Raw genomic sequence first — 25,538 nt, forward strand, 5'->3', positions numbered from 1 at the left:
TCGAATCCCTCACTCTCCGCAGAAAAAGCCTTTCAGAAATGAAAGGCTTTTTGCATTTTACATGGTTCGGACCAAAGGCGTTGCCCATAGCTCAAATAGTTTCATCTCAGATAAAACCTTCCGATACTAATCCACTTCCCTGATTCTATTATTTTTATTTTGCTTTTTGTGTAATAACTCGAATACTAGCACATCTAATAGACATAATATTCCAGACAATCAAGATTTCTAATTTTAAAATCAATTTTATGAACATTATATTTATGCGTATGAGTGAAAATCTGCTTAGTCATTTATTCAATCTGATCAAAGTCATAATCCTTGCGACCTTGCCGAAGATTCGGAGTACAACCTTTACGCAAAAATCACTGAACTGGATACAATTTTAAAATAATCCAATGACCAGCAAAGAGAATTTTGAGATTATCTATAAGGAATATGCGCCGACTATTCGCAAACTATGTCTCAGTTATACTGGAGACCGAGATAGCGCTGAAGACTTAATCCAAGAAACATTTATCACCGTATGGATGAAGATTGACAGTTTTCGCAATGATGCTAAGTTAAGCACCTGGATTTATAGAATAGCAATCAACAATTGCCTGATGAACTTGCGGAAAAAGAAACATGTCGAAAAAATATCTGACAGAACCTTCATTGATATTCCTGACGAAACATCGGATGAAAAAGTGCAACAAATCGATCTTCTATACACATGCATAAGTAAGCTAAAAGAGGCAGATAGAGTATTAATCACATTGGTAATGGATGAAAAACCTTATGAAGAAATAGCAGAAATTACTGGGATTACAGAAAACAATCTGCGTGTCAAAATTCATAGAATTAAAAAAGAATTAACAGAAATTTTCCATAAATATGCAAGACTTTAACGATTTAAAGCATCTTTGGAAACAAGATGACCAGAATGACATCCTGCCTCAGATTAAGCTGAGTAGAATCAAAAGTTTCCGTCAGGTACTGATCAGGAAAGAGATAATAGGTGCAATTTTATTATTAATCACTGGCATAGCCATTATTGCGTTAGTCTATTTTCTTGACTTTAGACATAAGACGCTAACCTTGTATAGTTCCCTCTTCATTGTATCTTTACTCTGTTTTACACAAGCTAGCTTAATGCTTACAACGGCAAATAAAATTAAACAAATCAGCGAAACGGCTATTCCAACCGAACACCTGCTGCAATGGCGGCAATTCAATATATTTAGAAAGAAAAGAATCCATTGGAACCTGCCTATTTACCATATACTCTTAAGTATAGCACTCTCAATCTATCTTTGGGAAATTCTACAAGGAGCTAATTCTACGTATTATCTTTTGGCTTACCTGCCTACCTACGGGTGGATATTATTTTCTTATTTCTATATCGGCAAAAAGCAGCTTGCAAAAAATGATCAAGATATTAATGAAATTATTTCGCAATTAGAGGAATTGGAAAGGCAATTTGGTAATTAGAAAAGCTTCCTTATCACTCTTGTGATGGACTCGTTCAAATAAATAGAATAAAAATCTCGGATGCAAAGCATATGCTGTCAAAAGCTCCTTTGGATAGCTCTTATAGTTTATTTGGCAACTTAAAAAATTCAAAAATAAACAGCTAATATTCAATAAGATTACCTTTCAAAAAATTGCCACATCCATTTAGCTAAAGAAAAATGCAAAATAAGTTTTGTAAATCTATTCAGAATTTCTACTTTTGTCGCGGAGAGTTGGCAGAGTGGTCGAATGCGGCGGTCTTGAAAACCGTTAACTGTCACAGGTTCGGGGGTTCGAATCCCTCACTCTCCGCAGAAAAAGCCTTTCAGAAATGAAAGGCTTTTTGCGTATTACGCGGTTCGAACTTAAGTTGCGAGCAAAAGTTAGAACAATATCATTGCCTTTTCAAACTCCTGATATGGAACATGATTCTTCAAAAACCTGGAAAGTTTGCACAAAAAAACCGCATTTTCCAATAAAATCTATGGAATCTTTCTACTTCCGACATCATACTTCTGAGTGACAACAACAGTGTTAACCTAAAGAAGACGACCATGGCAGAATTAAACCAAAAAACACCAGAAACGGGAAAGAAAAAAATAAGAAGCAGAAAAATGGCTCCTAAAGTGGATCTGACTGCAATGGTAGACCTCGCCTTTCTCCTCATTACATTTTTTATGCTGACCACAACTTTAAACAAACCGTCAGCAATGGATATTGCTATGCCAGACAAAACCAAATCAGAAGTAGAAAGTCCAATTCTGATTGATGAAAATCGTACAGCAACACTGATTCTAGGCGAAGGAAAATTTATGTGGTATCATGGAGATTATAAAAAACCTATCAGCTCTTCAAAAGTAGCGGTAAATATCGAGAAAGAATTATCGACAGTTATTGCACAACTAAAAGCAAAGATAAGTACCATGCCCAATACGAAGGATATGATTGTATTGATTAAACCTAGCAAAGAAGCACGTACAAAAGACCTTATTCAGACGATAGATCAATTAAAGAAACAGCGCATTTCGCGTTATGTGATAAGTAAAACACAAATTGAGGAAGAAAGAAAATTATTGGCTGCACTCTAGTTGAATTAAGGTTTAAATTACCTCAGCCAACCAGCCCCATGAATGTAGCCTATCAAACCAATTCTTCTTAAATTAATCGATTGATATTAATAAGTGCGCAGACTCCGTTTCCCAATGAACTATAAGATAAAACAGGTTTACCGAAAGATCATGGCATGATGATCTTTCGGCAAATCCAAGACATTAAATTCATAAGTGTCAATTATCTTTTATCAAGATTCTCCCAATAACGTTCCACAGTTTCCCTCACCTCTACTGGTAAAGATGAATAATTTTCAGAATACGTTGTCTGACTATAACCATCAGCTTCTTCAGCACGAAGGCGATAAAACTTATTTTTGTACAGGACTAAACCAATACAACTGAGCTGCTTCTGGACATTATCCTGTGGATGTCTTGAATAGACAAATAACGCATCCAATTTTCCATCTTTATCGGCATCAAAAAAAGCCTTTCGTGATTCCCAAACCGATGTTATTACCCCCACTTCAGAAATTGTCTCAGCAGTTACAACCTTCCACATGCCGTCGACTTGCTGAAAATGCTGCACATAAAGATTATCAGGATTTGCGCCACGTTCGTCTTTTGAAAAAACAATGTAATTATCTTCCTTAGGCGTTTGGATACGCTCCACTTGCAATACCCGTTTGCCTTTAAATGGGAAATTAGAGGCCTGAAAATTTTCCTTATTGATCGAAATTGTTGTAATCTGCGCTTCGGCAGTATAAAATCCCACCGACAATAGGATTAAAAAGACGTACTTTCCCATATGTTTTCCCTTAGTATGGATTCAATTTACTGACAATAAAAGGAAAATACAAAATTTTAGCCAGCCTTCTTTACATCCGAGTGATATCGCACTCCATAAATGTTACTATATTTAGGGTATAAAAAACACGATGAATAAGTTTTTTACCAACATTTAAATCTTATTCACAAGCTAGATTGTACGTTGATGAAACAAGACATCCAAACTCTCGATGACATTAAATTATTAGTAGATGAGTTCTACCGTATAGTGCGTAGCGACACAACGATAGGACCTATTTTTCAGGATCGTATCCAAAACAATTGGGCTGTACACCTCGAGAAAATGTACACTTTTTGGCAAACGCTTCTATTGGATCAACACAGTTATTTTGGCAGCCCTTTTCCTCCGCATATAAATTTACCCATAGAAGAAAAACATTTCGCCCAATGGCTCAAACTATTTGAAGAAACGGTGGACGACTTATTTGCTGGTGAAAAAGCACAAGAGGCAAAATGGCGTGCACAGAAAATGGCTCAGATGTTCCAGTTCAAACTTGACTATCTAAATGCTAACCCCAACAAGAAACCTTTAATATAAAAAAGCTTTAAAGGCAAACATTAAATAAATGCTACCATAAAAAATAATTACAAAAGAATTTTTAGAAAAACATAAAAGGCCCTTGGGGATAACCCAAGGGCCTTATCAGGGACAAAACCAACTTTATGCTTTTTCTTCTTTTAATGAAGAGGTTTCTTTTTTAGACTCTTTTTCTTCAAAGCCCGAACGTAGGATTTCATCCCATAAGGAAGAGCTTACACCAAATCCTTTTTCCGGATCAGAATAATGGTGCAACATGTGATGTTGCTTGATACGCTTGAAAATACCGCTTTTAAAATTAGCATGATGCATCGCATAATGACATTCGTCATAGATTAAATAGCCCACCATAAAACCTGAAAAAAAGCAAGCCAGAACAAATTCATCTGAGAAAAACAATGTGAATCCGAGATACACCAAGGCGGCAAGTGGGATACTCGCTGACAGCGGCATCACCAAGCGCATACGGTCCCTAGGAAAATCATGATGCACACCATGGAAAATAAAAGCGACTCTTTTCCCCCACTCCGTCGTGGGATGATAGTGAAATACCCATCGATGTAGAGCATATTCAAAAGCAGTCCAAAAAGCCAAGCCAAAAACAAAATACCCCATGTATGTTAAGAAGGGAATATCTCCCCAAACTAAAGCTTTGTACGAAAAGAAAGCCACCACAGGTACATAGAAAATCAAAGGTACACTCCAATGCACTTTCGTCAATGACTCCAAAAAGTCATTTTTGAACATGCGCGTAGACTCCATTGAATTTGAAACATAATTACGCTTCGCCATAATACTATTTTTATTATTATTCCCTCACAAAAATAACTATTTTAGACACAAATGAAGAAGGTTTCTGACTAGAAAAACAAAACTACTGACCTTTTTAATAAAAAGGTTAAACAATAATTACTTTAAGCATTGGGCTAAACCCTTTTTATTTGATCTCTTACATCAGATATCAGTTCAATTGATAAAAATTCAATAAAATCAACACAAAGTAAAATTGACAAATCCAAGACAGTTTAGCTTATTTAAAATTGACTGTGCCCCCCGCCATTTTCTTCTCTACACGTTGTTCTGGTTTTCCATAGACATCAATGATACCACCGCCGCGCGTTTTTGTTTCAATGGAATCAGCGGCATAGACATCTGCTTTACCGCCACCATTGACAGTAACCATAGTAGTGGAAGTCTTAAAATCTTTCCCCTCATATTTGCCTCCAAAGTTCGAGATAATCTCTTGTTTGTTTGCCTTTCCATACAGCGCTATTGTGGCACCCGAAGTTACTTTGATCTCAGCTGTTTTTACGTCAGCATACAGATCTACCAGCCCGCCCTCCGAAGCATATACCTTTAAGTGATCGGCCGAAATTGTATTATCTGTGGTCGCAAATACCTTAGCGCCCTTTTTCGCTTCAACATTGCCCAAAGTTTTATAATATACTTTAACAGATATATTGCCTCCTTGAAGCATATTCAACGTATTCATTTTCAACACCAAGGATCCGTTGGTATTCACGACCTTAACATTCTCGTGATTTTGTCCTTCGAAGGTTACCAAAGACTCATTTGATTTAATCAGCTCAACCTGAATCTTGTCGGTCGCTAATACTGAAGAAAAATCGCCAACATTTTGCTTTATCTGACCAAAGCTAACTTGGGCCATTAATAAAAGTATTACACTAACTCCTAAAAATTTCATATTTATTTGACTTTTTATTGTTGATTGTCAAAAAATAAGCCAATTGCTATCAAAAACGATATATTTAACCTATTTTGACATAAAAAAACGCCCTCTCTGAGGGCGTTTTTTCTATGCTATTCTTTTCGTGGATTACAGTTTACTATTTACATCTACAGCGTTCAAGTCAGCGAATGCTTCTTTCAAACGGGCAACAAATGCTTCCTCACCTTTACGCAACCACACACGCGGATCGTAATATTTTTTATTTGGCGAATCAGTTCCTTCTGGATTACCGATCTGTCCTTGCAAATAGTCGTGATTTTTGGCTTCGTATGCTCTAACACCTTCCCAGAACGCCCATTGCATATCTGTATCGATATTCATCTTGATTGCACCGTACGAAATCGCTTCTGCAATTTCTTCAGGCGAAGAACCAGATCCACCATGGAACACAAAGTTTACTGGCTTTTCAGCACTAAGATTATATTTTTCACGAATATACTCTTGTGAGTTATGCAAAATAACTGGCTGTAACTTTACATTACCTGGTTTGTAAACACCGTGAACATTTCCAAATGCAGCTGCTACTGTAAATTTATCAGATACTTTCGATAATTCTTCAAAAGCATAAGCAACTTCCTCTGGCTGAGTATACAATTTTGAACTGTCTACGTCCGAGTTGTCAACACCATCTTCTTCTCCACCTGTAACACCTAACTCAATTTCTACAGTCATCCCTAGTGGTTTCATTCGAGCCAAGTATTTTGCCGAAATTTCAATGTTTTCCTCAATAGGTTCCTCAGAAAGGTCCAACATATGCGAAGAGAACAATGGTTTACCATGTTGAGCAAAGAATTTTTCACCAGCATCCAACAAGCCGTCAATCCAAGGTAAAAGTTTCTTAGCGGCATGATCCGTATGCAAAATAACAGCTACACCGTAATGCTCCGCTAATAAATGAACATGCTGAGCTGCAGACACCGCTCCCAATACACAAGCTTGTAAATTATCATTGTTCAAGGTTTTACCAGCATAAAATTGTGCGCCACCATTTGACAATTGAATAATTACAGGAGAATTTACTGCTTTTGCAGTTTCCATAACCGCATTGATAGAATTTGTCCCGATAATGTTTACCGCAGGCAAAGCGAACTTATGTTTCTTCGCAACTTCAAACAACTCTTGTACTTGATCTCCTGTCAATACACCTTTAAAATCTTTTAGGCTCATATTTTTGTTATTGATTTATTTTAATCTTTCATGAAACTTGAAGCTACTAAATTATTAAAAATTATTATTACTTCCTAATTTTAACAGTGTACTAAATACACTATGATTTGCACAAAATGTAAAATCTTGACTTTTCAAAAGAAATGTAACAATCAGATTTTTAGGAAACTTTCACATTCTTCCCTACTTCATAATTAGATCACAACAAACTATCCACTACTCGAATTGAATTTGTTATTCTGCGCCGCAAAAATATCCTGAAGTACAAATTATTAAAAAAATGAAAGAGGATTGATTAAATTTGGATTCACTAAATTGTATCTCTTATGCTACACGTATACGGTATCAAAAATTGCAACACAGTAAAAAAAGCACTTACATGGCTGAAAGATAATAATGTTCCATTTGAATTCCATGATTTTAAAAAAGAAGGTGTCAGTGAAAATAAATTAAAAGAATGGGAGACTCATGTAGATTGGGAAGCTCTAATAAACAAAAAGGGAACAACATGGAAAAAGTTGTCACAAGAAACGCAAAATCAGGTCGTTGATAGTGTAAGTGCAAACAAGCTCCTCCAAGAAAACACCAGTATGATTAAACGTCCTATTGTTGAATATAACAAAGGAATAATATTGGGATTTAATGAAGCAGAATATGTAACAAATTTAAAATAGTTTTAGGCAACTCTCATGGGCGGAGGCTTAGAAAAGCCTTCAATTATCCAAAATAAGCCCTTCAGTTTTCCTTTTATCCGTTAACTCTTGAAACGCACATTGCGTTTTTTTGGCTCAATCTACTTTTCATTGTATATTGGAGGACATAAATATAATTTAAATAAAAGTATGATGAAAAGAATTGCACTGGCTTCCTTAAGCCTTTTGGCGTTGAGCCATGCTTTACCTGCCTTTTCGCAGGAGAAAACATCCAACTACAGCTATACCGAAGCCTTTGCTCCTCTATTCTTTAAAAACAATGGCAATGACTATCGCTCGGCTTCCGGAAAACCAGGACCGGCGTACTGGCAAAATGCAGCAGACTACAAAATACAGGCTTCGCTGAACGATCAAAACGATCAAATTACAGGTTCTGTTGAGATTACATATAGTAACAATAGTCCAGACAATATGGATTATCTCTGGTTACAATTAGATCAAAATATGTTTTCGCAATATGGGCGTGGTCAATTGATCTCCCCATTGACCAGCAGTCGTTACGGTGATGGCAACTCGACATTTGACGGAGGATATCAGATCCAATCCGTTACCGATGCCAACGGAAGCGCAATCGAGCATATTATTAACGACACACGGATGCAACTTAGACTTCCTACATCTTTGAAAAGTAAGGGCGGAAAAATAACATTTAAGATTAAATACCAATATACAGTGCCAAAGTATGGTGCCGATCGCACAGGGATACTTGATACGAAAAACGGTAAAATTTATGCTATTGCACAGTGGTTCCCAAGACTTTGCGTTTATGATGATATTCGGGGATGGAATACCCTTCCTTATACCGGGCCCGGTGAATTTTATCGGGAATTTGGAAATTACCAGGTTGAAATCACCACCCCAGCTAATCATATGGTTGTTTTGGGCGGCGAATTGTTAAATCCACAAGAAGTATTTACGCCCGAACAACTCAAAAGATACCAACAAGCGCAACGCAGCGACGAGACTGTAATTATCCGATCTGCCGACGAAGTTAACGACAAAAACTCGCGCCCCATTAAGAAAAACTTAACCTGGAAGTATCAACTTAATAATGCTCAAGACATCGCCTGGGCATCTTCTACAGCATTTATACTCGACGGTGCGAAGATCAATCTGCCTAGTGGAAAAAAGGCTCTAGCTTTGTCAGCTTATCCAGAAGAAAGCAACAGCAACAATGCCTGGGAACGCTCTACAGAATATACGAAAGCCGCTATTGAGATCTATTCAAAAAGCTGGTTTGAATATCCCTATCCAGTAGCTGTCAATGTCGCTTCCAATGTTGGTGGAATGGAGTATCCGGCCCTTTCATTTTGTGGCCATCAGGCCAAAGCGGGATCCTTATGGGGAGTCACCAACCACGAATTTGGTCATAATTGGTTTCCAATGATTGTTGCATCCAATGAACGTGAGCATGGATGGATGGACGAAGGGTTTAATACATTCATAAATGAACTTGCGACAAAGGAATTTAATAATGGCGAATATTACCGCAGTCAGGCAAGCAGATCTTACATATTTACGGCTCGTAATCTAGAACCAATCATGAGTACACCTCAAAATATGAAAGAACGTAATATTGGGGCTCTTGTCTATTACAAACCGGCTTATGGGCTTAAATTATTGCGAAACGAAATTATTGGTTCTGAGCGATTCGATTATGCCTTTAAAAAGTACATCCAAGATTGGGCATACAAACACCCGACTCCTGAGGATTTCTTCAAAGCCATTGAGAATGGTACTGGAGAAAATCTAAATTGGTTCTGGCGCGGCTGGTTTGTCAACAACTGGCAAATGGACCAAAGTATAAAGTCTGTTTCCTATGTCAACAACAATCCTAAGTTTGGTGCCCTTGTTACCATTGAGAACTTGGAAAAATTGCCGATGCCCGTGACTGTTGAAGCAACAACCATATCCGGAAAGAAGATACGTAAAAAACTGCCAGTGGAAATATGGGAAAGGAACACGATATGGCAGTTTAAAATACCAACCGCAGAATCATTACAATCTGTACAAATAGATCCAGACATGGTGATGCCGGATAAGAATCCCGACAATAACTCATGGAAAGCAAATTAGCCAATTTCAAATTGTATTCTTTATTTTTGAGTAAAGAACGATCATGGATATAGGTTGATAAACAAAACAGTAAATACACTGTTCATATATAGATTGAAAGTACATAACTATAACTATTCGAATGAAAATATTACAAGCGATTCTAAGCTGCTCACTTCTTATGCTAATGAGTGGACATCTCATTGCACAGGAAAAGACAAAGGGAATTATTATGGAACTTGTCAGCGGTGAGAAAATCGAGGCTGCACAAATTCAAAATCTAAGAACAAAGGCTGAAGTACAGACTAATAGAGATGGCTCATTTGCTATTGATGCGGCAATTAACGACCTGCTTTTGATTAAAGCGGTGGGTTATGAACAAGACACGGTCTTTATTTACGATAATAGCCTGCGGAGAATCTATTTGAACAGAATGAATAATGTAATTCAGCTGAATGAAGTCGTTGTCGAAAGGATGACTGATAGTAGACTTGCTACTGAAATACAACGCGAAAAGACTGCAGGAAAATATTCGGACGCAACTCAGAACCGCGGGGGCATACGGATTTCTCCAAGTCGTATATTTAGTAAAGAGGGAAAACAAGCTCGTTCAAATTATAAGCTTCTGGTAGCTGAACTCGAGAAGAGAGCAGTTGATAGAAAATTTACAGAGAATCTGATTAGAGAATTGACTCCACTCAGTGGGTCGGACCTAGCCTTGTTTAAGGAACGATTTAGACCTTCCTATAAATTCGTCCAAAATAGTAGCCAAGAGTCTTTGAAGGTGTATATTATGGATAGCTACAAGAAATTTAACGAGAAAAAATAAGAAAAACTTTTATCACGTGATTGTCAGAAGGTTTTAAACTGTAATATTTTTTACATCAGTTTAAAACCTTTTCTGTTACTTTGTGTTGTAATTTAAAAATCAGCAGAGGATGTTACACAACTTGAGATTTGCAACGGCATTACACATCATGGTTCTCGCGCAACTAGAAGAGTCAAATCAATGGCTTTCTTCTGAGTACATTGCGTCGAGTATCCAGATAAATGCCAGTGTGGTTCGCAAAGAAATTGCCTCTCTCAAAGCAGCATCTTTACTCATTAGCAAAGAAGGTAAAGGCGGTGGTATTCGTATCAATCCGAATAATCCAGCGATTGATTTGGCAGATATTTATCTGAGTACCAAACAGGCAGAATTCGGAGGAAAGTTTAACAGCCCTAACCCAGACTGTATGGTTGGTAAAAATATCAATTCCAGATTGCATGATCTTTATCAGGAAGTCGACACTGATATTGTACAGCGTTTGCGAAAGTTATACCTAGCTGATTTTAGCAAAACATTTAAATAAAAAAGACATGAAAGTAGCAGTAATTGGATCAACAGGATATGTAGGATCTCATCTTGTAAAAGAATTGGCGAACCGTAACTACGAAGTCGTTGCTATTGCACGCCACCCAGAAAATACGCCATCGAATGAAAGAGTAAATAAACTACAAGTAGACATTAATGATAATCATCAATTGGTTTCAGCTCTAAAAGATGTCGATGTTGTCATTTCGGCTTTCAATGCCGGCTGGACGAATCCCAATCTGTATGAGGATTTTACAAAAGGAGCACTAGCTATCCAACAGGCTGTTAAGGATTCAGGTGTTAATCGCTTCATTGTTATCGGCGGTGCAGGAAGTTTATTAATAGATGGAAATCGATTGGTCGATTCCCCTGATTTTCCAAAAGAAATTAAACCGGGAGCCTTAGCTGCAGCCGACTATTTAGATATTATCAAAAAAGAAACTGAACTTACCTGGACCATGTTCAGTCCAGCGATAGAAATGAATTCTCATGCTGGCGGAATACGCACCGGTAAGTATCGAACAGGGCTAGATACTCCGGTATTTGATAACGAAGGCCGGTCCAAATTATCAGTTGAGGATCTTGCTGTCGCAATAGTAGACGAAATTGAAAATAAACAATTCCTCAATAAACGCTTTACAGCAGCGTATTAGTACTCAATCAAGCATTTGATTAAGATTTATTACAAAAGGGAAGAGCAATCTTCCCTTTTTTCATTGATATCATTTATATTTGACATTAATTAAACAATTAAGAAGCTAAATAATCGTAAATCATCAATCCTATGTTATTTAAAAAATCGATTCCTCAACTGATTGCTGAGGCCAATGAAAATGGTGAACACACGCTAAAAAGGACACTGTCGAGTTCGGGTCTAATCGCTCTGGGAGTTGGGGCCATCATCGGAGCAGGCCTTTTCTCTTTAACAGGAATTGCTGCCGCTGAAAATGCAGGTCCAGCTGTTATCCTATCTTTCATCATCGCAGCAGTAGGCTGTGGCTTCGCAGGTCTTTGTTATGCGGAATTTGCTTCTATGATTCCTGTTGCGGGGAGTGCATATACCTATTCTTACGCTACAATGGGGGAATTTGTTGCCTGGATTATCGGATGGGATCTTGTGCTTGAATATGCATTGGCAGGAGCTACTGTAGCCGTCAGCTGGTCTCAGTATTTCAATCAGCTTCTAATGATATTTCATATCCAACTACCCGACACCCTGCTCAAAGGTCCTTGGGAAGGCGGAGTTGTTAATTTGCCTGCCATCGTTATTGTCTGTTTACTATCTCTCTTATTAATGCGCGGCACACAGGAATCATCCCGTGTTAATAATATCTTGGTGATTCTAAAAGTTGGGGTCGTCTTAATTTTTATCGCCTTGGGATGGAGCTTTATTAATCCGGCAAATCACAATCCATTTATTCCTACAAATGCAGGTGAAGAGCTTGTGAAAAGTGGACAACAAAGCTTTTGGTCATTTTTAAAGAGTGATGATTTTGGTCACTTTGGTATCAGTGGAGTGTTGCGTGCAGCAGGCGTTGTATTTTTTGCATTCATTGGCTTTGATGCGGTGAGCACCGCTGCCCAAGAGGCAAAGAATCCTAAAAAAGGTATGCCAATAGGCATCATCGGCTCGTTAATAATCTGCACACTTTTGTATGTTTTATTCTCCTACGTAATGACTGGTATTGAAAACTATACCATGTTTAAAGGCGACGCAAAACCTGTTGCTACCGCTTTTGCGAAAACAGGATATCATTTTCTAAACACAGCATTGATTATTACGATTATTGCGGGGTACACTTCAGTTATTCTCGTGATGTTACTCGGCCAGAGCCGTGTATTCTATTCAATGAGTAAAGATGGTCTACTTCCAAAGATATTTTCCGATCTATCCAAAAGACAGACACCCTGGAAAACCAATGCTATTTTTATGGTATTCGTCAGTATATTCGCAGGTTTCGTTCCGGTTTCAGACCTGGGACATATGGTAAGTATTGGTACACTGTTTGCCTTCACATTAGTTTGCGTCGGCATTTTAGTGCTCCGCAAAACTGATCCTAATTTGGAGCGACCATTTAAAACACCATTAGTACCTTTTGTTCCGGTCATGGGCATCTTAGTTTGTATTTTAATGATGGCTTCGTTGCCAATAGAAAGTTGGGAACGTCTGGCCATCTGGCTTGCTATAGGGTTATTGATTTACTTCGTGTATGGTAAAAAACATAGTGTCATCAGAAAACGACATCAAGATAAACAAAATATAGTTTAAACAAAGTAGGCTTCTTATAAAGAAGCCTACTTTGTTTAAAAAGATCACTAATACATCTAAACTACAACGCGCTTAGTTTAAAATATCCGTTAGATATAATATCCTCTTCCCGATCGGCATTTGGTCTAATTTGAATACCATACTTACATCTATCAACTTGCGATAATAGATCTTCTATCTCATAAATATCATCAACATCCAAGCCATACTTATCATCAATATGCGCCGAACTATGATGCTTCCAAAAGGCAGTGCGTTTCGCCTTTTCAGTCGCTTTCGCCAAATTAGAAGCGACGATAAGCTCCTTGTAATGAAACTCATCAAATTCATTTGGCTTGTACCCTCCTAAATTGACGAAAAACAACTTTAATTCGGAATCATTAGTTTGTTCATCGCTCCTCTCAACAACGTTGATTTCATACTCTCCGACCTTATGCACAATACGGTAAGCATCAATGTGAATTTTACCATCAGCCTCTGGCCAAAAATCTTTAATTGGATCGACAAAATCTTTGAGCTCATCACCAATTCCAAAGAAAATATCATGCTGCTCTGTTCGCCTATTTTTCGGTTTACAGCCGATCAAAATCATAAATAATCTCATAATATACTAATCAGTTTTTCACTATCTCTGTTAAAATATCCCGTTTATTTTCATCAGTGTTCATACATAAGAATCATGAATATTTCATAACTTAAGCCCTGTAAACAATAAAAGTAACTATTATCCATCACATTCAACATGTATTATACGTTAACAATGCGCAAAATATTCCTATTATCCACTTTAGTTTTTTTATCACTATCATCGTTTGGGCAAAGGCCCTCCACCGATAAAAAACTTGAATCGAAAATAATACAGCTGATTCAAGGTTTTCGGGGCGATGTTGGCATTTATGTACATCATCTCAAAAAAAATAAAGAGGTCAATATTCAGGCTGACAGCATTTTCCCTACCGCCAGTATTGTCAAAATACCTATTTTAGTTGGCATATTTGATAAAATTGAAAAAGGTGAATTACAGCTTGATCAGCAACTGGTGTACCGCAGTAATCAAAAATATGGTGGCTCTGGGCTCATGCAATTTTTTAAGGACAGTACAGAAGTGGACCTGAAAACCTTAATTGGTCTTATGTTGTCATATAGCGATAATGTAACCAGTATCTGGAATCAGAAACTCGCAGGGGGTGGGGTCGCAATCAATAAATTAATGACCGACCTTCGACTAGTGCACACGCTTGTCAACTCACAGACTGAGGGGCGAAAATCGGATTGGGAAAGATATGGTTGGGGGCAGACAACCCCCAAGGAGATGGCTGATTTGGTGACATTGATCCGAGAAGGAAAAGTTGTGTCTGCAAAATCTTCCGATCAGATGTATCGCCTTCTGGGAAATATGTTCTATGATGGGCGAGGGCTTTCACAAATCCCGGCAACTGTAAAAACCGCATCTAAAACAGGATCTCTAGACGATGTGCGTAATGAGGTTATTCTAGTCAATGCACCGAAGGGAGATTATGTTTTCAGTATATTCACCAAGAATAATGCTGATAAAAGTTGGGGAAAAACCAATGAAGCTGAAATCCTCACTCGGAAGCTTTCAAAATTACTATGGGATTATTATCAATAAAAATCAAGCTTATACTATAAAAATGAAACTATATAATAAAGGGACACCGTATAATGTGTCCCTTTATTATATCAATAAGGGTCAATATAGTATTTAGTTCTTTAATGCTTCACCGACATTCTTAGCTTTTCGGCTTATATCGTCACCAACCTTTTTGGAAGCATCTTTTACATCGTTAGCAGCATCTTTCGTACCGGTAGCGACATCATTTGCAACATTCTTCGTGCCTTGAGCGACATCTTTTGCAGCATCTTTTGTTTTATCAACTGCTGTGTTCGTTGCATCTACTGTTGCATCTTTCGCGTCTTTTAACCCTTCTTTTACATCCTCTCCAGCATTACGCAATGCTGCTTTAGTTTTTTCCCATGCCGTATTTGCTTCCTCTGAAGCTGCACGAGCTTTTTCTTCAGCTGCTTTATCGCCCTTCGCAATAGCTTCATCCAAATCCTTTTTTGCCTGCTCGGCTTTTAAACGAGCATTCTCCTCCGCATTTTTTAAATCTGCTATTGCTGCGTCTACGTGCTCGCCTACTGTCTGAGCTGAATCGGTAGTTACAGTATCTTTTTTCTCCGAATTGTTGCAAGAAGACATTACCAATGTTCCTGCCACGACTGCTAAAAATGCAATTTTTTTCATTATATATTGATTGATAAGTGTAGTTTTTCAAATGCTCATTAGAGCACATATATGAATTTACAACTTCTATGCCAAATAGAAAAATTATTGCTTTGGATAGATTGTTCCTTTCGCGGCTTCTAATGTATTTTTCAGTAAACCCACGATAGTCATTAGCCCAACTCCACCAGGTACAGGTGTAATCCAGGATGCCTTAGGAGCAACATTTTCAAAATCAACATCACCATATAGCTTAAAGCCGGATTTCGTTTCTGTAGAAACCTCTCTGTTGATACCTACATCGATAACGACAGCACCTTCTTTAACCATGTCTGCGGTAACAAAATTTTTCTTTCCAATTGCTGCGACAACTATATCACCACGCAAAACCTCTGCGCTAAGGTCTTTTGTGCGACTATGTGTTAAGGTAACAGTACAATTACCTGGATTAGAATTCCGCGCTAACAATATACTCATTGGCGATCCCACAATATTGCTTCTTCCAACAACTACTGCATGTTTTCCTGCTGTTTCAATTTTATAATAATCCAACATCAACATAATACCATATGGTGTAGCAGGAATAAAACAAGGAAGATTACGCTGCATACGACCGAGGTTGATGGGGTGGAATCCATCTACATCTTTACGGTAATCAATTGCTTCGGTAACTTTATCCGGATCAATATGTTTTGGTAAAGGCAACTGAACAATCAATCCATCAATAGACCCATCCTGATTGATTTCTTTGATCTTGGCAATCAACTCTTCCTGAGTAATGCTTTCGTCATAGCGAATGTTCGTTGATTCAAAGCCGACCAACTGACAATTGCGCATTTTACTAGCCACATAGGTTTCGCTACCACCATCATTACCAACGAGTATAGCAACCAAATGAGGTTTACGACCAGTCTGTGCTGTAAACTCAGCAGCATCCAACGCAATTTGCTCTTTAATTTTTTCGGAAACTAGTTTACCATCTAATAGATTCATGTTTAGGAGATTTTATTGTATTTAAAAGGAGCTCTTGAGCTCCTTTATTATTGTGTTATTTTGATTAATCTAATTTCAATACCGCCATAAATGCAGATTGCGGAATCTCTACGTTCCCAACCTGACGCATGCGTTTCTTACCTTTCTTTTGTTTCTCCAAAAGCTTACGCTTCCGGGAGATGTCACCACCATAACATTTTGCTGTAACATCTTTACGTAAAGCGGAGATCGTCTCACGTGCGATGATCTTTGCGCCGATTGACGCTTGGATACGAATTTCAAATTGTTGACGTGGTAACAGTTCTTTTAGTTTTTCACAGATCTTTTTACCAAAATCATAGGCGTTACTTCTGTGAATTAACGAAGATAAAGCATCTACTGGTTCATCGTTCAGGCGGATATCCAATTTTACCAGATCTGACTTACGGTAACCGATCTGGTGGTAGTCGAATGAAGCATAACCCTTTGATATCGTTTTCAACTTATCATAAAAGTCAAATACAATTTCTCCCATTGGCATCTCAAAAACCAATTCAACACGATCCGAAGTTAGATAATGCTGATTCATAATCGTTCCACGTTTTTGGATACAAAGTGACATGATTGGTCCTACGAAATCCGATTTCGTAATAATATTAGCTTTGATATAAGGTTCTTCAATTGAATCCAATTTACTTGGATCAGGCAGATCAGATGGGTTATGTACGATCACTTCCTCTTGATCCTTGGTCATATAAGCCTTATAGGATACGTTGGGAACCGTCGTGATAACGGTCATATCAAACTCACGCTCCAGACGTTCCTGAATAATCTCCATGTGGAGCATACCCAAGAAACCACAACGGAAGCCGAAACCCAAGGCTGCTGACGACTCTGGTTCAAACACCAAAGAAGCATCGTTTAACTGCAAACGGTGCATCGATTCACGCAACTCCTCATAATCCTCGGTATCGACAGGATAAATACCCGCAAAGACCATCGGCTTCACCTCTTCAAACCCTTGGATAGCCTCAGAACAAGGTCTATCCTTATGCGTAATGGTATCCCCAACTTTCACCTCACGTGCTTCCTTAATACCAGAAATGATATAGCCTACATCACCTGTCTTAATGACTTCTTTAGGTACTTGATTTAATTTCAGTGTCCCAATTTCATCGGCAAAATATTCTTTCCCAGTAGCAACAAATTTCACGCGGTCGCCCTTTCGGATCTTACCATTTTCAACTTTAAAATAAGCCATGATACCACGGAATGAGTTGAAAACTGAGTCAAAAATCAACGCTTGCAAAGGTCCATCAGGATCGCCCACCGGATGTGGGATACGTTCCACAATAGCTGTTAAAATATCCGCAACGCCAAGACCTGTTTTTCCCGACGCAGGAATAATCGCATCTCGGTCACCACCGATCAAATCCACAATCTGATCTTTTACTTCTTCTGGCATAGCACCTGGAAGGTCCATTTTATTGAGGATCGGAATGATTTCCAGATCATGTTCCAACGCGAGGTATAAATTTGAAATCGTTTGTGCTTGAATGCCTTGAGATGCGTCCACGATTAATAAAGCGCCTTCGCAAGCAGCAATTGAACGCGAAACCTCATAGGAAAAATCCACATGCCCTGGGGTATCAATCAGATTCAAAATATATTCCTGACCATCTTTGGTATAATTCATTTGGATGGCGTGACTCTTGATTGTAATACCACGTTCACGTTCCAAATCCATATTATCAAGTAATTGTGCCTGTGCCTCACGCTGACTAATGGTATTGGTATACTCTAAAAGGCGGTCTGCCAAAGTACTTTTGCCATGGTCAATATGCGCAATAATACAGAAATTACGAATGTGCTTCATATAGGATTTTTAAACTCTTTTGCTAAAAGGCAAAGATACCTTTTTTTATATATATTTATATAAACTAGCTTTATTTTAGTTAGCCCCGGGCGATGAGATCGAATAAGGCGTAATCTCCTTAAAGATCAGCACCATAATAGGGCTTCGCTATTCAGCAATGGTATATAAAAAATGTTTTTGATTTCGCGTGACATTATCTCTGTCCCAAGAAATCCGCTCTCCAAATTGCTCTGAACGAATTGGGCAGTTGCCAACCTGACAATATTGGCAACATTGTGGAAGACAAGGGTCAGCATGCACAAAAAATTCGGTCCGCACCGACATCTCTTCATTAACGACCTTGTCCACTTCAGATATTTCATCATGTACCTGGGTGAGGTCAAGATAACGGGGGAGTGTAAGATGACAATCGACGTGAAGCTCATTTCCATAGCGCTGTACACGAAGATTATGGACATCAATCCATTCATCTTTCCTGTTGCTTTCCAAAATGTTAACAACATCCCGCACGAGCGCTGTATCCGATTCATCCATCAACCCACCAATCGATTGGCGAAGTAACTTATAACCATTAAACAGAATAAAAAGTCCCAGCATAACTGAGATGACAACATCGATCCATTGAAAACCAGTCAGTTTCATCAACAATAGCCCCAATATCAATCCGATCGTGCTATACGCATCAACCTGCAAATGCTTTCCATCCGCCACCAAAGTAATTGATCCCAATGCCCGACCGCGCCTCATGATATAAAACCCCACTACAAAATTTATCACAGATGTCATACCAATCAAATAAATCCCTTGTTCAAGATGTGTTAACGCTGCAGGAAAGAAAAGATTGTAACAGGCTTTGGCTAGGATAATTGCACCCGCGATAAAAATAAGTCCACCTTCCAAAAATACCGAAAAGAACTCCACTTTACCGTGTCCATAAGGATGATTCTCATCCCTAGGCTGAGCTGAAAGATAAATACTATAAAATGCAAAACCAGAAGCGACCACATTAACAATACTTTCCGCCGCATCTGTAAAGATTGCACTGGAATCTGTTAAAAAATAGGCGAAAAATTTCACGACCATCAAACCTATCCCGGTGAAAAGCGATAATAAGACCAATCTTCTTTGTCTTGACATGATGCTGTAATCTTAATAAAAACTTATATGAGGAAACCACGAAAATGATACCCTGCCAATATTTTGTGAGCGCAAAGGTAAAGATATAAAGGCAGATCATATCGATTAGTTTTACACAGGTGAAGTCAAGAAAAAAATAAATAACTGCGCTAAATCGCTTCAACAGCCCTTTTATTAAAAATGCTCAATAAAAGAGTTGCTTTTGTTTGTAAATTCTCAGAATTAAAGGAGATTATTTGCAACGTATATAATATCTTTGTCTTATCATGAGCACATCATCATACTTATCAGACAGGATAAATAATTTGTCCGAATCGGCTACACTTAAAATGACCAAGTTGGGCCGCGAATTAGCAGCAAAAGGCGTTAATGTAATTAGCCTTAGCGTAGGTGAACCTGATTTCAATACACCTGAGCATGTAAAAGATGCAGCGAAAAAAGCCCTAGATGAAAACTGGACGCGTTATTCGCCTGTACCAGGATACCCTGAACTTCGCCAGGCAATTGTAAACAAGTTGAAGACAGAAAACAATTTAGATTATGATATTTCTCAAATTGTTGTTTCAACGGGTGCAAAACAATCCCTGTCTAATGTGATTCTAACCTTAATCAATCCAGGTGATGAGGTGATTATACCAACACCATATTGGGTATCGTATTCAGAAATGGTCGTTTTAGCAGAAGGTAAATCGGTATTTATTAATACTGAAATCGACAATAACTTTAAGATTACACCGGATCAATTGGAGGCGGCAATTACACCAAGAACCAAATTGTTTATGTTCTCTTCGCCAAACAACCCTACAGGAACTGTTTATAGCAAGGATGAATTAGCTGCATTGGCCCAAGTTTTCGAAAAACATCCTCAGGTATTTATTCTATCTGATGAAATCTATGAACATATCAACTTTGTCGATAAACACGAATCCATCGCCCAGTTTGAAAGCATCAAAGATAGAGTGATCATCATCAATGGTTTTTCAAAAGCATTTGCAATGACTGGATGGCGCTTAGGCTATATCGCTGCCAACAAAACCATTGCTGCCGCAAATGATAAATTACAGGGACAGACAACCTCAGGTACCTGTTCAATTTCTCAACGTGCCGGTATTGTCGCGTATGAACAAGGATTAGAGTCTGTCAATAAAATGAAAGAAGCTTTCGCTCGTCGTCGCCAATTGGTATACGATCTATTGACTGAAATCCCAGGTGTAAGAACAAATCTACCAGAAGGTGCATTCTATTTCTTCCCTGAAATCTCTTCGTTCTTCGGTAAAAAAGACCAAGATGGCAATGTCATCAAGAACTCATCTGATTTGGCTTTGTACTTATTGAATGTTGGCCACGTAGCGACAGTAGGTGGAGATTCTTTCGGTAACGACAACTACATCCGTTTGTCCTATGCAGCTTCAGATGAAAGTTTGATCGAAGCTTTAAAAAGAATCAAAGAAGCATTAGGAAAACTAGCCTAATCTCTTATACCAATAAAAAAAAGAGCTCAGAGGAGCTCTTTTTTTTATCCCATCCCAATCTATTCTCCGCTGATTAAATTCCCTGATTTTTCACGACACAGCCTCAACTCTTCCAAGTTCAAATATCATCTCAGCTCCATAATTTAAAGCAGATACTATCGCTTGAAATAAATATTTATTACATTTACTCCTATGAGTATTTTAACAGATAAATTTAAAACGCAGCACGACACTGCTCCGTTTTCAAAGATAAAAAACGAAGATTACATTCCCGCATTTGATGAAGCTATAAAAAAAACAAAAGATGAAGTCGATGCTATCGTCAACAATCCCGAGCTGCCGACCTTCGATAATACAATCGCAGCGATGTCTTATTCAGGCCAGACATTAGACCGTTTGTCCAGTATTTTTTTCAATCTCCATTCAGCTGAAACCAATGCTGATATGGAAAAAATAGCGCAGGATGTGGCGCCTAAATTATCTGCATTGGGTAATGATATCACCTTAAATTTCGATCTTTTCAAAAGGGTTAAGGCTGTATACGATCAAAAAGATCAACTGACATTGACGGTAGAACAAACGACCCTATTGGAAAAATCTTATAAGGATTTTGTACGCAATGGTGCGCTTTTGAATGATGAACAAAAGGAAAAGCTCCGCGAAATAGATGCCGAGCTATCGCTTTTAAAATTGAAATTCGGAGAGAATGTCCTCGCCGAAACCAATGCCTACCAGCTGTTGGTAACCGACGAAAAAGATCTCGCCGGACTTCCAGAAGGTGCCATAGAAGCTGCACATGCTTTGGCTAAAGCCAACGAAAAGGAAGGCTGGCTTTTTACCCTGGACTTTCCAAGTTATCTTCCATTTGTTACTTATGCCGACAATCGGGAACTTCGCAAAGAAATTACCCTCGCGGCAGGCCGCAAAGCATTTCAGGATAACGAGTATAACAACGTAGATAATGTTCTGAAAATTGTAAAACTCCGCTTCGAAAGGGCCAAATTATTAGGCTACGCAACCCACGCAGACTTCGTCCTTGCCGAGCGTATGGCACAGAACCCAAGCAAAGTCACTGAATTCTTAAATGACTTACTCGGAAAAGCAAAACCAGCGGCAGTGCAAGAATTTGAAGAATTATCCCAATTTGCAAAAAACTTGGATGGCATAGACCAATTGGAAAAATGGGATGGTGCTTATTATGCCGAAAAGTTGAAACAAGAACGCTTTAATTTGGACGATGAAAAGCTCAAACCCTATTTCAAACTCGAAAATGTCTTGCAAGGTGCATTTGAGGTGGCTCATCGTTTGTTTGGCATCAACTTTAAAGAGGTCGATAATATTGACACCTACCACGAAGAGGTGCAAACATTTGAGGTCAGTAAAGACAATGGGGAATTAGTTGCTATTTTCTATGCCGATTTCTTCCCGCGTAAAGGCAAGCGAAATGGTGCCTGGATGACATCGTTTAAACCACAATACGTCCAAAATGGTAGGCAAGAGCGTCCACATGTATCTATTGTTTGCAATTTTACGCGTCCTACAGCTTCAAAACCGTCATTGTTAACTTTTCAAGAAGTAACGACTTTATTCCACGAATTTGGCCATGCCCTGCATGGTATGCTGGCAGATAGCACCTATCCCACTTTATCTGGAACTTCCGTTTATTGGGACTTTGTAGAATTACCTAGTCAAGTGATGGAAAATTGGTGCTATGAAAAAGAAGCCCTTGAATTATTTGCCAAGCACTACGAAACTGGCGAAGTAATCCCGATGGAACTAGTCGAAAAAATCCGCGAAAGCGCTTCATTTCTTGAGGGAATGGCGACAATGCGCCAATTGAGCTTCGGTTTATTGGATATGGGTTGGCACGGACAAGACCCAACGGCAATCTCAGACCTTAAAGCATTTGAAGATGAACAGTTTGCCTCAACAAAACTCTATCCAGATGTTAAGGAGAATGCCATGAGTACATCCTTCTCCCATATTTTCAATGGTGGTTATTCTTCGGGCTATTACAGCTATAAATGGGCAGAAGTACTGGATGCAGATGCTTTTGATTACTTCAAACAGAATGGTATCTTCAATAAGGAAATCGCAACCAAATTCAAGGATAATATACTTTCAAAAGGTGGTACAGAACACCCAATGGTTCTTTACAAACGCTTCCGCGGACAAGAACCTTCAGTAGACCCCTTGTTGAAAAGGGCTGGATTGATCAGATAATTGAATTGATCATCATAAAAAAGCTGGATTTGAAATCCAGCTTTTTTACTGTAAACGTAGTTATACCAAGAATTTCCTTAATCGACCAAAATACCAATTAAAATATGAGTATCTGAATAAATTGACGTATAATCTAGCTTTTTTTAGCTTAACCGATGCATGGGTGTAGATGAGTTCCTTAAACTTTATGGATACCATATTTTGGCGCTCAGCAATTTATTAAAATATCACTTGTTTCCATTTAGAATAAACGCACTAAAATAAGAATCCCTCACACTTTGCTGATTACGCAAAAAATAGTATCTTTGTATTACATAATTGGGGTTGACCGGAATTGACAGGATGGAGACGGTTATGTAAGCATGTAGTGCGTTGTTAGTAGAGCACTTTAATCTGAACTTTCAGAATTATAACTGGCGAAGAAAACTACGCCTTAGCTGCTTAAGTTAGACTTAACATAGCTATTTGTCCCGTTAGATCCTGTTCTTTGGTTTAACATTCGGGGCATCGAACAATAGAACTGGCAGGTGTGATGTTGCTAAGCACTTGTGAGAAACAGCAACTACGGCGTACGGTATAGGTAAGCGACTCACCTTCCCTCGCCCGACAATTAAAGAGAAGCTAAACATGTAGAAAGCGTATACAGTACCATGACTGGACGAGAGTTCGAATCTCTCCAGCTCCACTTGACGGGATCATTGAAAAATTATCCCGTTTTTTTGTATAATCTAAAAATCATTTTTCTCTCATTTTCAATTCATTACGAACAAAAGGCTCCATAATATACGGAGTTCGATAGATACCATTTTCATAGAATAAAAAGTCGTCGAACACCATTTTAATGAGTTCCTGCTTTTCTATTGTGTTAGCTTCGGTATAAACATAATTTAGGTCAGAAAGGTAAAACAATTGATTTTGTAACAATGAATAAGTCTTATCTCCATTATGCTTTAATTTTTCAATTTGTTCTTTTAGAGATTCTTTTTTTATAGTCAACTCATTATGCCATCGTTCATATGTGTCGTGTTGAATTCGATTTGAAATCCATTTTTCTTCAATAGACAAAAGCTTTTGGCCAGTCTGCTCATATTCGATTTGGCGTTGTTTTAATAATGTTTTGTGTTCTTTTAAAGTTATCTCCATTTCGATCTCACTCTTTTCTTTTATACTGGATATTAGTTTTTCAGGAAGACTCATTAATTCTAAAGCGCCTGATAATTGTTTATGAGCTTTTTCAGCATTTATATTATTATGGGCACTAGCGATACTACATTTATAGTAATAATAATATTTTCCCATTTTCCCTTTACTAGCTGCGCCTGTTAATAGCTTTCCGCAATGGCAGCGTAAAGCACCACGAAGTGGAATCTGATCATCATAAATTTTCCTTTCTTTAGTACCTCTTTTTATTTTTTCATTTACTAATTTCCACGTTGTTGGATCAACAATAGGTTCATGATTTTTTAGTGGGTATAAACCCCCTGGATTTTGTTTCCACGCTTTAACACGTTGGAATCCATAATACAAAGGATTTGTCAATATTCGCTCTACTGCTGTAGTTCCCATACGTTTTAACCCTAGCTCCTTCGCCTTTTCTTTAATTTTATATAACGCAACCCCGGAAATAAAAGCTTCATAAATATACCTAACAACTATCGCTTCACTTTCATTTATCACTAAACGACGTTCCTCATTCTTTCCTTCTTTTTTATAACCAAAAGGTGCAGGTCCTCCTTGTATCCATAGTCCCTTTATGGCTTTGGCAGTATAGATTCCTGCATTTATGTCATTCTGTCTTTTTATATTTTCAGAATTGCCCATTAAAAATTCAAGTCCCATTATAAAGAAGGAATTATGATCCATACAATCATAAATTGACCCTCTACTAGCGCTTACAATTCTCACATCATAAAGTGCTTGAATTTTTGTAACCATATTAATGGCGTCGCCAGCTATTCTACTGAATCTTGTTAATTCAGCTACAACCAAGTAATCTATTTGATCATGGTTCTTTTTGATAAAGTCAAAAAGTACCTTAATATCCGGCCTATCAAAGTTTCGTGCAGTATGTCCTTCGTCGATAAATGTATCCACTATTTCCACACCACTATTATTCATCCATTGGCTTGTAATTAAATCTTGACGTTCGATACTATGTAAACTTTGACCATCACTGCTGAACCTTAAATAACGTATACCCTTTTTCATTAGCCTCCTTTATTGCTTTGTTTACCAAAATCTTAACTATTAAATTTACCAATTTTTCATCATTTTTTATTTTTTGATCTGCTATAGTATTGTCTTTTTTATTCACTTTACCAAGATTACTGCTATTTTTTAAAACTGAATTATTTGTATCCGTCCTACAAAGTACA

The 25,538-nt window shown here is 38.0% G+C and carries 24 protein-coding genes, 1 tRNA gene and 1 other RNA gene; 15 read left to right on the forward strand and 11 right to left on the reverse strand.

The annotated features are described in order from the left end of the window. Window positions 1-398 precede the first annotated feature (398 nt). The 4 genes from B3139_RS19055 to B3139_RS19070 all read left to right on the forward strand — a co-directional run bounded on the left by B3139_RS19055 (window position 399) and on the right by B3139_RS19070 (window position 2,582). Complete coding sequence (locus tag B3139_RS19055) at window positions 399-890, forward strand: RNA polymerase sigma factor (RefSeq protein WP_293885078.1); 492 nt, start codon at window positions 399-401, stop codon at window positions 888-890. Continuing rightward, window positions 877-1,473: a hypothetical protein gene (locus B3139_RS19060; protein WP_293885079.1), complete on the forward strand. Its 597-nt coding sequence runs from the start codon at window positions 877-879 to the stop codon at window positions 1,471-1,473. Before B3139_RS19055 ends, B3139_RS19060 begins: the two co-directional genes overlap by 14 nt. Before the next feature lie 248 nt (window positions 1,474-1,721). Beyond that, window positions 1,722-1,806 (forward strand) — tRNA-Ser (locus B3139_RS19065). A 242-nt stretch (window positions 1,807-2,048) separates the two neighbouring features. After that, window positions 2,049-2,582, forward strand: coding sequence for an ExbD/TolR family protein (locus tag B3139_RS19070; protein WP_293885080.1), 534 nt, complete (start codon window positions 2,049-2,051; stop codon window positions 2,580-2,582). A 202-nt stretch (window positions 2,583-2,784) separates the two neighbouring features. On the opposite strand, the gene B3139_RS19075 is transcribed toward B3139_RS19070, so the two are convergent. After that, the gene (locus tag B3139_RS19075) at window positions 2,785-3,351 is read right to left on the reverse strand and encodes a hypothetical protein (RefSeq protein ID WP_293885081.1); all 567 of its coding nucleotides are present in this window, start codon (window positions 3,349-3,351) and stop codon (window positions 2,785-2,787) included. Between the two features lie 186 nt (window positions 3,352-3,537). Here B3139_RS19075 and B3139_RS19080 point away from each other — a divergent pair, with 186 nt between their 5' ends. Next, the gene (locus B3139_RS19080) at window positions 3,538-3,930 is read left to right on the forward strand and encodes a group III truncated hemoglobin (RefSeq protein WP_293885082.1); all 393 of its coding nucleotides are present in this window, start codon (window positions 3,538-3,540) and stop codon (window positions 3,928-3,930) included. A gap of 123 nt (window positions 3,931-4,053) precedes the next feature. On the opposite strand, the gene B3139_RS19085 is transcribed toward B3139_RS19080, so the two are convergent. The 3 genes from B3139_RS19085 to fbaA all read right to left on the reverse strand — a co-directional run bounded on the left by B3139_RS19085 (window position 4,054) and on the right by fbaA (window position 6,847). Next, window positions 4,054-4,722: a sterol desaturase family protein gene (locus B3139_RS19085; protein WP_293885083.1), complete on the reverse strand. Its 669-nt coding sequence runs from the start codon at window positions 4,720-4,722 to the stop codon at window positions 4,054-4,056. A 238-nt stretch (window positions 4,723-4,960) separates the two neighbouring features. Beyond that, window positions 4,961-5,635, reverse strand: coding sequence for a head GIN domain-containing protein (locus B3139_RS19090; RefSeq protein ID WP_293885084.1), 675 nt, complete (start codon window positions 5,633-5,635; stop codon window positions 4,961-4,963). A 132-nt stretch (window positions 5,636-5,767) separates the two neighbouring features. Further along, window positions 5,768-6,847, reverse strand: a complete 1,080-nt coding sequence (gene fbaA, locus B3139_RS19095; RefSeq protein ID WP_293885085.1) for a class II fructose-bisphosphate aldolase — start codon at window positions 6,845-6,847, stop codon at window positions 5,768-5,770. A 326-nt stretch (window positions 6,848-7,173) separates the two neighbouring features. Here fbaA and B3139_RS19100 point away from each other — a divergent pair, with 326 nt between their 5' ends. The 6 genes from B3139_RS19100 to B3139_RS19125 all read left to right on the forward strand — a co-directional run bounded on the left by B3139_RS19100 (window position 7,174) and on the right by B3139_RS19125 (window position 13,238). Next, window positions 7,174-7,521 (forward strand): arsenate reductase, encoded by a 348-nt coding sequence (locus tag B3139_RS19100; RefSeq protein ID WP_293885086.1) that lies wholly within the window; start codon window positions 7,174-7,176, stop codon window positions 7,519-7,521. 168 nt (window positions 7,522-7,689) lie between these two features. After that, entirely contained in the window at window positions 7,690-9,636 is a 1,947-nt protein-coding gene (locus tag B3139_RS19105) for a M1 family metallopeptidase (protein WP_293885087.1), read from the forward strand. Between the two features lie 121 nt (window positions 9,637-9,757). Beyond that, a complete protein-coding gene (locus tag B3139_RS19110; protein ID WP_293885088.1) occupies window positions 9,758-10,444 on the forward strand; it encodes a carboxypeptidase-like regulatory domain-containing protein in 687 nt (228 codons plus the stop codon). Between the two features lie 109 nt (window positions 10,445-10,553). Further along, the gene (locus tag B3139_RS19115) at window positions 10,554-10,967 is read left to right on the forward strand and encodes an Rrf2 family transcriptional regulator (protein ID WP_293885089.1); all 414 of its coding nucleotides are present in this window, start codon (window positions 10,554-10,556) and stop codon (window positions 10,965-10,967) included. 7 nt (window positions 10,968-10,974) lie between these two features. Further along, window positions 10,975-11,622, forward strand: a complete 648-nt coding sequence (locus B3139_RS19120) for an NAD(P)-dependent oxidoreductase (RefSeq protein ID WP_293885090.1) — start codon at window positions 10,975-10,977, stop codon at window positions 11,620-11,622. 131 nt (window positions 11,623-11,753) lie between these two features. Beyond that, window positions 11,754-13,238, forward strand: a complete 1,485-nt coding sequence (locus B3139_RS19125; RefSeq protein ID WP_293885091.1) for an amino acid permease — start codon at window positions 11,754-11,756, stop codon at window positions 13,236-13,238. 61 nt (window positions 13,239-13,299) lie between these two features. Here the strand turns inward: B3139_RS19125 and B3139_RS19130 are convergent, their stop codons facing one another. After that, entirely contained in the window at window positions 13,300-13,842 is a 543-nt protein-coding gene (locus B3139_RS19130) for a DUF1543 domain-containing protein (protein ID WP_293885092.1), read from the reverse strand. A 156-nt stretch (window positions 13,843-13,998) separates the two neighbouring features. On the opposite strand from B3139_RS19130, the gene B3139_RS19135 reads away from it, so the two are divergent. Beyond that, a complete protein-coding gene (locus B3139_RS19135) occupies window positions 13,999-14,868 on the forward strand; it encodes a serine hydrolase (RefSeq protein WP_293885093.1) in 870 nt (289 codons plus the stop codon). Between the two features lie 93 nt (window positions 14,869-14,961). On the opposite strand, the gene B3139_RS19140 is transcribed toward B3139_RS19135, so the two are convergent. From B3139_RS19140 to B3139_RS19155, 4 genes are all read right to left on the reverse strand, one after another. Then, a complete protein-coding gene (locus B3139_RS19140; RefSeq protein WP_293885094.1) occupies window positions 14,962-15,504 on the reverse strand; it encodes a hypothetical protein in 543 nt (180 codons plus the stop codon). Window positions 15,505-15,588: 84 nt separating this feature from the next. Continuing rightward, a complete protein-coding gene (locus B3139_RS19145) occupies window positions 15,589-16,476 on the reverse strand; it encodes a bifunctional 5,10-methylenetetrahydrofolate dehydrogenase/5,10-methenyltetrahydrofolate cyclohydrolase (RefSeq protein ID WP_293885095.1) in 888 nt (295 codons plus the stop codon). A gap of 64 nt (window positions 16,477-16,540) precedes the next feature. Further along, entirely contained in the window at window positions 16,541-18,331 is a 1,791-nt protein-coding gene (gene lepA / locus B3139_RS19150; protein WP_293885096.1) for a translation elongation factor 4, read from the reverse strand. A gap of 147 nt (window positions 18,332-18,478) precedes the next feature. Beyond that, window positions 18,479-19,468, reverse strand: coding sequence for a cation diffusion facilitator family transporter (locus tag B3139_RS19155; protein WP_293885097.1), 990 nt, complete (start codon window positions 19,466-19,468; stop codon window positions 18,479-18,481). A gap of 266 nt (window positions 19,469-19,734) precedes the next feature. Here B3139_RS19155 and B3139_RS19160 point away from each other — a divergent pair, with 266 nt between their 5' ends. From B3139_RS19160 to ssrA, 3 genes are all read left to right on the forward strand, one after another. After that, a complete protein-coding gene (locus tag B3139_RS19160) occupies window positions 19,735-20,940 on the forward strand; it encodes a pyridoxal phosphate-dependent aminotransferase (protein ID WP_293885098.1) in 1,206 nt (401 codons plus the stop codon). A 192-nt stretch (window positions 20,941-21,132) separates the two neighbouring features. Continuing rightward, window positions 21,133-23,163, forward strand: a complete 2,031-nt coding sequence (locus B3139_RS19165) for a M3 family metallopeptidase (RefSeq protein ID WP_293885099.1) — start codon at window positions 21,133-21,135, stop codon at window positions 23,161-23,163. A 320-nt stretch (window positions 23,164-23,483) separates the two neighbouring features. Beyond that, window positions 23,484-23,851: a transfer-messenger RNA gene (gene ssrA / locus B3139_RS19170) on the forward strand. 47 nt (window positions 23,852-23,898) lie between these two features. Here ssrA and B3139_RS19175 read toward each other — a convergent pair. Continuing rightward, window positions 23,899-25,371: a recombinase family protein gene (locus B3139_RS19175; protein WP_293885100.1), complete on the reverse strand. Its 1,473-nt coding sequence runs from the start codon at window positions 25,369-25,371 to the stop codon at window positions 23,899-23,901. Continuing rightward, the coding region (locus tag B3139_RS19180) for a hypothetical protein (RefSeq protein WP_293885101.1) at window positions 25,334-25,538 on the reverse strand (205 nt) is incomplete at its 5' end. The genes B3139_RS19175 and B3139_RS19180, both read right to left, overlap by 38 nt.

Origin of the sequence: Sphingobacterium sp. UBA1498, assembly GCF_002325125.1 — a bacterium.
Taxonomy (GTDB): domain Bacteria; phylum Bacteroidota; class Bacteroidia; order Sphingobacteriales; family Sphingobacteriaceae; genus Sphingobacterium.

Excerpts from the sequence above, each read along its gene's own strand:
- B3139_RS19055 (WP_293885078.1), top strand. The coding sequence starts at position 399 with ATGACCAGCAAAGAGAATTTTGAGATTATCTATAAGGAATATGCGCCG.
- B3139_RS19060 (WP_293885079.1), top strand. The coding sequence starts at position 877 with ATGCAAGACTTTAACGATTTAAAGCATCTTTGGAAACAAGATGACCAG.
- B3139_RS19070 (WP_293885080.1), top strand. The coding sequence starts at position 2,049 with ATGGCAGAATTAAACCAAAAAACACCAGAAACGGGAAAGAAAAAAATA.
- B3139_RS19075 (WP_293885081.1), bottom strand. The coding sequence starts at position 3,351 with ATGGGAAAGTACGTCTTTTTAATCCTATTGTCGGTGGGATTTTATACT.
- B3139_RS19080 (WP_293885082.1), top strand. The coding sequence starts at position 3,538 with ATGAAACAAGACATCCAAACTCTCGATGACATTAAATTATTAGTAGAT.
- B3139_RS19085 (WP_293885083.1), bottom strand. The coding sequence starts at position 4,722 with ATGGCGAAGCGTAATTATGTTTCAAATTCAATGGAGTCTACGCGCATG.
- B3139_RS19090 (WP_293885084.1), bottom strand. The coding sequence starts at position 5,635 with ATGAAATTTTTAGGAGTTAGTGTAATACTTTTATTAATGGCCCAAGTT.
- fbaA (WP_293885085.1), bottom strand. The coding sequence starts at position 6,847 with ATGAGCCTAAAAGATTTTAAAGGTGTATTGACAGGAGATCAAGTACAA.
- B3139_RS19100 (WP_293885086.1), top strand. The coding sequence starts at position 7,174 with ATGCTACACGTATACGGTATCAAAAATTGCAACACAGTAAAAAAAGCA.
- B3139_RS19105 (WP_293885087.1), top strand. The coding sequence starts at position 7,690 with ATGATGAAAAGAATTGCACTGGCTTCCTTAAGCCTTTTGGCGTTGAGC.
- B3139_RS19110 (WP_293885088.1), top strand. The coding sequence starts at position 9,758 with ATGAAAATATTACAAGCGATTCTAAGCTGCTCACTTCTTATGCTAATG.
- B3139_RS19115 (WP_293885089.1), top strand. The coding sequence starts at position 10,554 with ATGTTACACAACTTGAGATTTGCAACGGCATTACACATCATGGTTCTC.
- B3139_RS19120 (WP_293885090.1), top strand. The coding sequence starts at position 10,975 with ATGAAAGTAGCAGTAATTGGATCAACAGGATATGTAGGATCTCATCTT.
- B3139_RS19125 (WP_293885091.1), top strand. The coding sequence starts at position 11,754 with ATGTTATTTAAAAAATCGATTCCTCAACTGATTGCTGAGGCCAATGAA.
- B3139_RS19130 (WP_293885092.1), bottom strand. The coding sequence starts at position 13,842 with ATGAGATTATTTATGATTTTGATCGGCTGTAAACCGAAAAATAGGCGA.
- B3139_RS19135 (WP_293885093.1), top strand. The coding sequence starts at position 13,999 with ATGCGCAAAATATTCCTATTATCCACTTTAGTTTTTTTATCACTATCA.
- B3139_RS19140 (WP_293885094.1), bottom strand. The coding sequence starts at position 15,504 with ATGAAAAAAATTGCATTTTTAGCAGTCGTGGCAGGAACATTGGTAATG.
- B3139_RS19145 (WP_293885095.1), bottom strand. The coding sequence starts at position 16,476 with ATGAATCTATTAGATGGTAAACTAGTTTCCGAAAAAATTAAAGAGCAA.
- lepA (WP_293885096.1), bottom strand. The coding sequence starts at position 18,331 with ATGAAGCACATTCGTAATTTCTGTATTATTGCGCATATTGACCATGGC.
- B3139_RS19155 (WP_293885097.1), bottom strand. The coding sequence starts at position 19,468 with ATGTCAAGACAAAGAAGATTGGTCTTATTATCGCTTTTCACCGGGATA.
- B3139_RS19160 (WP_293885098.1), top strand. The coding sequence starts at position 19,735 with ATGAGCACATCATCATACTTATCAGACAGGATAAATAATTTGTCCGAA.
- B3139_RS19165 (WP_293885099.1), top strand. The coding sequence starts at position 21,133 with ATGAGTATTTTAACAGATAAATTTAAAACGCAGCACGACACTGCTCCG.
- B3139_RS19175 (WP_293885100.1), bottom strand. The coding sequence starts at position 25,371 with ATGAAAAAGGGTATACGTTATTTAAGGTTCAGCAGTGATGGTCAAAGT.